Source organism: Caulobacter sp. CCG-8, assembly GCF_037402475.1.
Taxonomy (GTDB): domain Bacteria; phylum Pseudomonadota; class Alphaproteobacteria; order Caulobacterales; family Caulobacteraceae; genus Caulobacter.
On sequence record NZ_JBBEUD010000022.1, the window covers coordinates 87738 to 93737 of the forward strand.

At 67.6% G+C, this 6000-nt stretch carries 4 protein-coding genes and 2 tRNA genes; 4 read left to right on the top strand and 2 right to left on the bottom strand.

The genetic code is table 11. The features are described from left to right. Window position 1: 1 nt before the first annotated feature. Both WAE60_RS19690 and WAE60_RS19695 read left to right on the top strand, forming a co-directional pair. Window positions 2–1315: a hypothetical protein gene (locus WAE60_RS19690; protein WP_337688103.1), complete on the top strand. Its 1314-nt coding sequence runs from the start codon at window positions 2–4 to the stop codon at window positions 1313–1315. A 59-nt stretch (window positions 1316–1374) separates the two neighbouring features. Then, a complete protein-coding gene (locus WAE60_RS19695; RefSeq protein ID WP_337688105.1) occupies window positions 1375–2142 on the top strand; it encodes a hypothetical protein in 768 nt (255 codons plus the stop codon). A gap of 79 nt (window positions 2143–2221) precedes the next feature. Here WAE60_RS19695 and WAE60_RS19700 read toward each other — a convergent pair whose 3' ends face one another. Further along, window positions 2222–2650: a MucR family transcriptional regulator gene (locus WAE60_RS19700; RefSeq protein WP_012285398.1), complete on the bottom strand. Its 429-nt coding sequence runs from the start codon at window positions 2648–2650 to the stop codon at window positions 2222–2224. Window positions 2651–3250: 600 nt separating this feature from the next. Next, window positions 3251–3324 (bottom strand) — tRNA-Gln (locus WAE60_RS19705). Between the two features lie 151 nt (window positions 3325–3475). Here WAE60_RS19705 and WAE60_RS19710 point away from each other — a divergent pair. Further along, a tRNA-Pro gene (locus WAE60_RS19710) sits at window positions 3476–3552 on the top strand. 190 nt (window positions 3553–3742) lie between these two features. Continuing rightward, entirely contained in the window at window positions 3743–5530 is a 1788-nt protein-coding gene (gene sppA / locus WAE60_RS19715) for a signal peptide peptidase SppA (protein WP_337688114.1), read from the top strand. The last annotated feature ends 470 nt before the right edge of the window (window positions 5531–6000 follow it).

The window sequence follows — 6000 nt, forward strand, 5'->3', positions numbered from 1 at the left end:
GATGACCACCCGGACTTTCCGCGCGCGCCTGCTCGGCGCCGCCGCACTCGCCGCGAGCCTCAGCCTCGCCGCCCCCGTGCTCGCCCAGGAGCACGATCACCACGGCATGACGACGCCCATGCCCATGGAAGACCCCGTCTCCGTCGATGCACTCGTCAATCCCACCGGCCGCAGCGGCCCGCTGGGCTACTATCCTATGACCCGCGACGCCTCCGGCACCAGCTGGCAGCCCGACGCCTCCCCGCATGACGGCGTCATGACCTTCACCGAGACCGGCTGGATGCTGATGGGCCACGCCGTGTTCAACGGCGTCTATGACAGCCAGGGCGGCCCGCGCGGCGGCGACAAGGCCTTCCTGGCCGGCATGGTGATGGGCATGGCCCAGCACGACCTCGGCGAGGGCAAGGTGGGCTTCAAGGCCATGCTCAGCCCCGACCCGTTCATGGGCAAGAGCGGCTATCCGCTGCTGCTGGCCACGGGCGAGACGGCCGACGGCGAGCATCCCCTGGTCGACCGCCAGCACCCCCACGACCTGTTCATGGAACTGTCGGCCAGCTACAGCCGATCGCTGGGCGCGGGCTTCAGGGGCTATCTCTATGGCGGCCTGCCGGGCGAGCCCGCCTTCGGTCCGCCCGCCTTCATGCACCGCCAGGCGGCCATGGACAGCCCCGAGGCCCCGATCACCCACCACTGGTTCGACTCGACCCACATCACCTTCGGCGTGGTGACGGCGGGCGTGTCGCGCGACAACTGGAAGGTCGAGGCCAGCGCCTTCCGCGGCCGCGAACCGGACCAGAACCGCTACGACATCGAGACCGGCCGTCTCGACAGCGTCGCGACCCGCGTGTCGTGGAACCCGACCGAGAACTGGGCCCTGCAGGCCAGTTGGACGCGGATCAACAGCCCCGAGGCGCTGGAGCCCGACGACGACGAGGCCCGCACCTCGCTCAGCGCCCTTTATTCCCGCGACGTCGGCGCGACGGGCTCGGTCAGCGCCACCCTGGCCTGGGCCCGCAAGGACCGCATTCCCGGCGACGCCCTGCAGGCCTGGCTGTTCGAGGGGGCGGTCGCGCCCGACCGGCACTGGACCCTCTTCACCCGCGCCGAGCAGGTGGAGCAGGACGAGCTGGCCGGCCATCACGGCGGCGTGGCCACGGTGCGCAAGCTGTCGGTCGGCGCGATCTACGACGTGCGGCTGTCGGACAGCGTCAAGCTGGGCTTCGGCGGCCTGGCCAGCGCCTTCGATGCGCCCCGCGCGCTGGGCTATGACGATCCGACGGGCGGCATGGCCTTCGTACGGCTGAAGATCGGCTGACGCCTTGACCGCCGCTCAACGCAAGGTTTTCCTGTCGCGAGGCATTGGAGAGCTGGACGATGATCGGCGGTCTTTTGGCGATCGGCCTGCTGGCGGCCGCTTCCGGCGACGTCCTGGACGGCGCGAAGCTGCGCGGCGCGATGGAAGTCGCCCGCAAGGCTCCGGCCGCAGACTCGCTGGACGGCCGCCGGTTCCAGATCGCCATCCCCTTCGTCGACGAGCGCAAGCGGACCATGAAGGTCCTGCAGAGCCCGGCCCGCTGGCGGTACGACTATTCGCGCGGCGAGCTGACGGTGATGATCGGCCTGGGCCAGATCAGCCCGCAGAACTACAGCGGTTTCGCCGCCCAGGGCCTGCCGAAGCTGCCCGCGCTGCAGACGGCCTTCTTCGACGGCGACGAGGTGCGCAGCCAGACCACCGTCCGGACCTTCGACCAGCTCAGCGCGGTCGAGGAGATCGGCCAGCAGAGCTACGTCACCAACTATGGCCTGGCCATTCCCTACGCCGCCGACGGGGCCTCGGCCCTGCCGCCCCGCTTCCAGCCGTTCATGGTCCACAAGGTGCGCATGGACCAGCAGACCTACCACCGGCTGGTCCGCGGCATGACCCTGGTGCTGGAGGGGCGGCTGACCGCCCTGGGCCAGACCCCGGAAGTGTTCTGCGGCGACTATTGGGGGCGGCTGAGCGCGCCCGACACCCATATCGACGACACCGTCAACCTGGTGGTGAAGGCCCGCCAGTGCTTCGTCACGGCCCAGGTCGAGAAGGTCTCGGTGGTGGGCGGCGGCGGCGCGGTGCTGGCGACCTGGGGATCGGCCGCCCCCTGATCCGGCGTCGGCCAAAAGAAAAACCCCCGCCGTCGCCGGCGAGGGTCTTGTTCGTCTTCCGAACCTCTGGAGGGTCGGGTCAGCCCTTGCGGCCGCGCGGGGCCTTGGCCTTGCGGCCGCCTTGGCCCAGGCCGAGGGCCTTGGCCATGGCCGAGCGGGCTTCGCTGTAGGCCGGGGCGGTGGTGGGGTAGTCGTTCGGCAGACCCCACTTGGCCTTGTATTCGGCGACGGTCATGCCGTGCGTGGTCAGGTGACGCTTCAGCGTCTTGTAGGGTTTGCCGTCCTCGAAGCTGATCAGGGCGTCCGGCGTAATGCTGCGACGGATTTGAGCCGGGGTAGCCTTCGTAACGGTTTCGACGGGGGCCGCTTCCGGAGAGCCAATACCAGCCAGAGCGTCGTGAGTCGCCCGGATCAGGGCCGGCAGATCGGAAACCGACGTGCTGTTATTGGCCACGTAGTTGGCGACGATCTCGGCGGTGAGCTCGATCAGGGTAGCCTTGTCTTCCACGAGGGTCTCTCCGGTGGGTATTTGACTTGGAAATACACCCGCCTCGTCGAAATACAAGTACTCAATCCGGGTAATCGTGCTTGCAAAGCCCTTAAGCAAAGCGAATCTTGAGAACAGCAACGAGAAAATCGCCTCGCCTCTAAACCATGAGAAGCGCTGGAGGCCTGGTTAGCCGGTCCCTGACCAGCCCTTCCAGACCCATGTTGCTCGAACCAAAGTTTCAGTGTCGCAATGATTCGCGCCCGCCGCAGATCAGACCAAGATCAGCATTCTTTCGATGACGCGCGTTCTCGAAGCTGCGCCTTGGCCTTGTAAAGACAAAGACTTGTTGGCGGCGGGCCGACTTGACCGACGATATGTGATCACAGACGCCGTCTTGAATCTCGACGGCCAAGGTCCGCCTCCGGACGTCGGAACAACTTCAGGCCGGACGTCGCGAACAGCGCCGGCGTTCGACCGTCCGTCGTGTCGGAATCGGAGCGTGAGACGCCCAGGCTAATTTCTGTGGAAAACTGCGATTCCAGATCAGGCGGCGGTGCGGCCGTCCGGAAATCGTCTTTGGGGAGCATCGCGGCGGAGGCTGATTCCGCAGAAGAAGCGTGGCTGGGGAACTAGGACTCGAACCTAGAATGACGGTACCAAAAACCGCAGTGTTACCATTACACCATTCCCCAGCAGGAACGGCGGGACCCGTCTGGGCCCGGCGAGGCGGTGGAGATAGCGCAGGAGTCGGACGGATGCAACGCTGCTTTGAACTTCTTTTTTTGAGGTGATTTTTGTCGCTTGCGAGACCGCCGACGCATGTCTATAAGCCGCCCTCCAAGTCGGAGTGTGGCTCAGTCTGGTAGAGCACTGCGTTCGGGACGCAGGGGTCGCAGGTTCAAATCCTGCCACTCCGACCATTCTTTTCCCGAGATTTTCCAAAGCATACGGTACGGCGGCGCCGCCCCCTTCGGGGCGCCCTGCGCCGGTCTTCGCGTGCGTCCGGTCCTCGCCCCCTCCCCCGTCGGGAACCCAGGTTGCGCGCTGTTCATTTGACCGCGACGCCAGGGGCGCTACTAGCTAGCGCGACAATAGGCAGCAGGACGTCCGATGAAGCAGTTTCTCATGACCGTGGCCGGCGTTTTCGTCGGCTTGGTGTTGTTCCTGGTCGGCGTCCCCTTCCTCCTGATCGTGATGGCGGCCAGCGCCGCCCGTCCCGCCCCCGTCCCCGCCCACACGGTGCTGCAGCTGGACCTGCGCGGCGGCCTGTCGGACCAGGACTCCCAGAACCCCTTCGCGGCCCTCAGCGGCGGCGGCGGCCAGTCGGTGATGTCGATCGTCGAGACGCTGCGCCGAGCCGAGACCGACGACAAGGTCGAGGCGGTGCTGGTGCGCCTGCCCGAGGGCGGCATGGCCCCGGCCTCGGCCGACGAGCTGCGCCTGGCCTTCAAGCACTTCCGCGCGGTGGGCAAGAAGCCGATCTTCGCCCACAGCCAGGGTCTGTACCCCTCGGGCCTGGTCACCTCGACCTACATGCTGGGCTCGGCGGCCAGCGAGTTCTGGATGCAGCCCGACAGCTCGCTGCAGGCCGTCGGCGCGTCCAGCGAGGAGATGTTCTTCAAGCGCTTCTTCGACAAGTACGGCGTCAAGGCCGACTACGAGCAGCGCTACGAGTACAAGAACGCGGTCAACCCGTACCTCTATAGCGACTATACGCCGGCCCACCGGGAATCGACGCTGTCGTGGATGGGCTCGGTCTATACGACGGCCCTGACCACGGCCGCCCAGGACCGCAAGGTCGATCCGGCCGCCCTGATCAAGACCATCGAGGCCGGCCCCTACAGCGCCGAGGAAGCCAAGGCCAAGGGCCTGATCGACCGCGTCGGCCAGGTGAAGGAAGCCCAGGACGCCATGCTGGCCCGCGCCGGCAAGGGCGCCAAGCTGATGGACTTCGACGACTACGTCTCGCGCTCCAAGCGCCCGCCGATCAAGACCGGCCCGACCATCGCGGTCGTCCAGGCCGAGGGCGCGATCATGACCGGCAGCGGCGACGGCGGCTCGCCGTTCGGCGGCGACTCGACGATCTATTCCGACCAGGTGGCCAAGGCCCTGTACGACGCGATCGAGGACAAGGACGTCAAGGCGATCGTCTTCCGGGTCTCCTCGCCGGGCGGGTCCGACACCGCCTCGGAACAGATCCTGGCCGCGGTGAAGGCCGCCAAGAAGGCCAACAAGCCGGTGGTGGTCAGCATGGGCACCTATGCGGCCTCTGGCGGCTACTGGATCAGCTCCGGCGCCTCGGCGATCGTCGCCGAGCCCACCACCCTGACCGGCTCGATCGGCGTGTTCGGCGGCAAGTTCGCCCTGGGCGAGGCCCTGGGGCGGTTCGGCGTCGACGTGAAGCAGGTCCATGTCGGCAGCGACTATTCCGGCGCGTTCGGCACGGGCCAGGAGTTCACCCCCGACCAGCGGGCCCGGTTCGCCGCCTGGATGGACCGCATCTACGCCGGCTTCGTCCACCGCGTGGCCGAGGGCCGCAAGCTGCCCGAGGCCCGGGTGCGCGAGATCGCCAAGGGCCGCGTCTGGACCGGCGTCCAGGCCAAGCAGCTGGGCCTGGTCGACGAGCTGGGCGGCTTCTACGAGGCCGTGGAGAAGGCCAAGAGCCTGGCCGGCATCAAGGGCGAGGTGAAACTCAAGAAGATCGGCGCCTCCAACTCGCCGTTCGAGGCCCTGGAGAAGGTGCTGGGGGTCAGCGAGACCTCGATGCGCACCCTGGCCGCCTCGGCCTGGCTGCTGGGCGATCCGCGCTCGCAGTCGATCATGGACGAGATGGCCAAGGCCCGGCTGCGCTCGACGCCGAGCGGCGCGTCGGTGCTGGCGGACACGCCGGTTCACTAGGCGCGGGCTTCGCGAAGATCGAAGGGCCGTCCGGGCGACCGGGCGGCCCTTTTTCGTGCACCGAACACTTGCCCCCTACGGACCGCTTCGCGGTCGTCTTCCCCCGGAGGGGGGAAGAGCGCTGGCGCGAAGGCTCCGCCCCCTACGGGGGCGGACAGGCGGCGAAGCCGCCAGGTGGGGGCAAGCGGGTGTGATCCCACGCCTGCGGCTGTGAGCGGGTGGGAAGGGTGCGAAGCGCCCGGGCCTCGCCCGGATGATTTGCAGTTTTGAATACCGTTTCGACGAAGTCCGAGCGCTTCGCGCGGAGCCGTTATCCGGAAGCCTTCGGATCGCGGATTTTTAACCCGCTCCGATGGAGGCCCCCGACGGGCGGGGTGCTGGCCACACCCCGGACCGCCTGGGCGATTTCAGCCCAGGCCTGGCGCGTCCGCCGATCCCCCCGCCGCCTGGGTTTCGTCTTCACAGAAGAC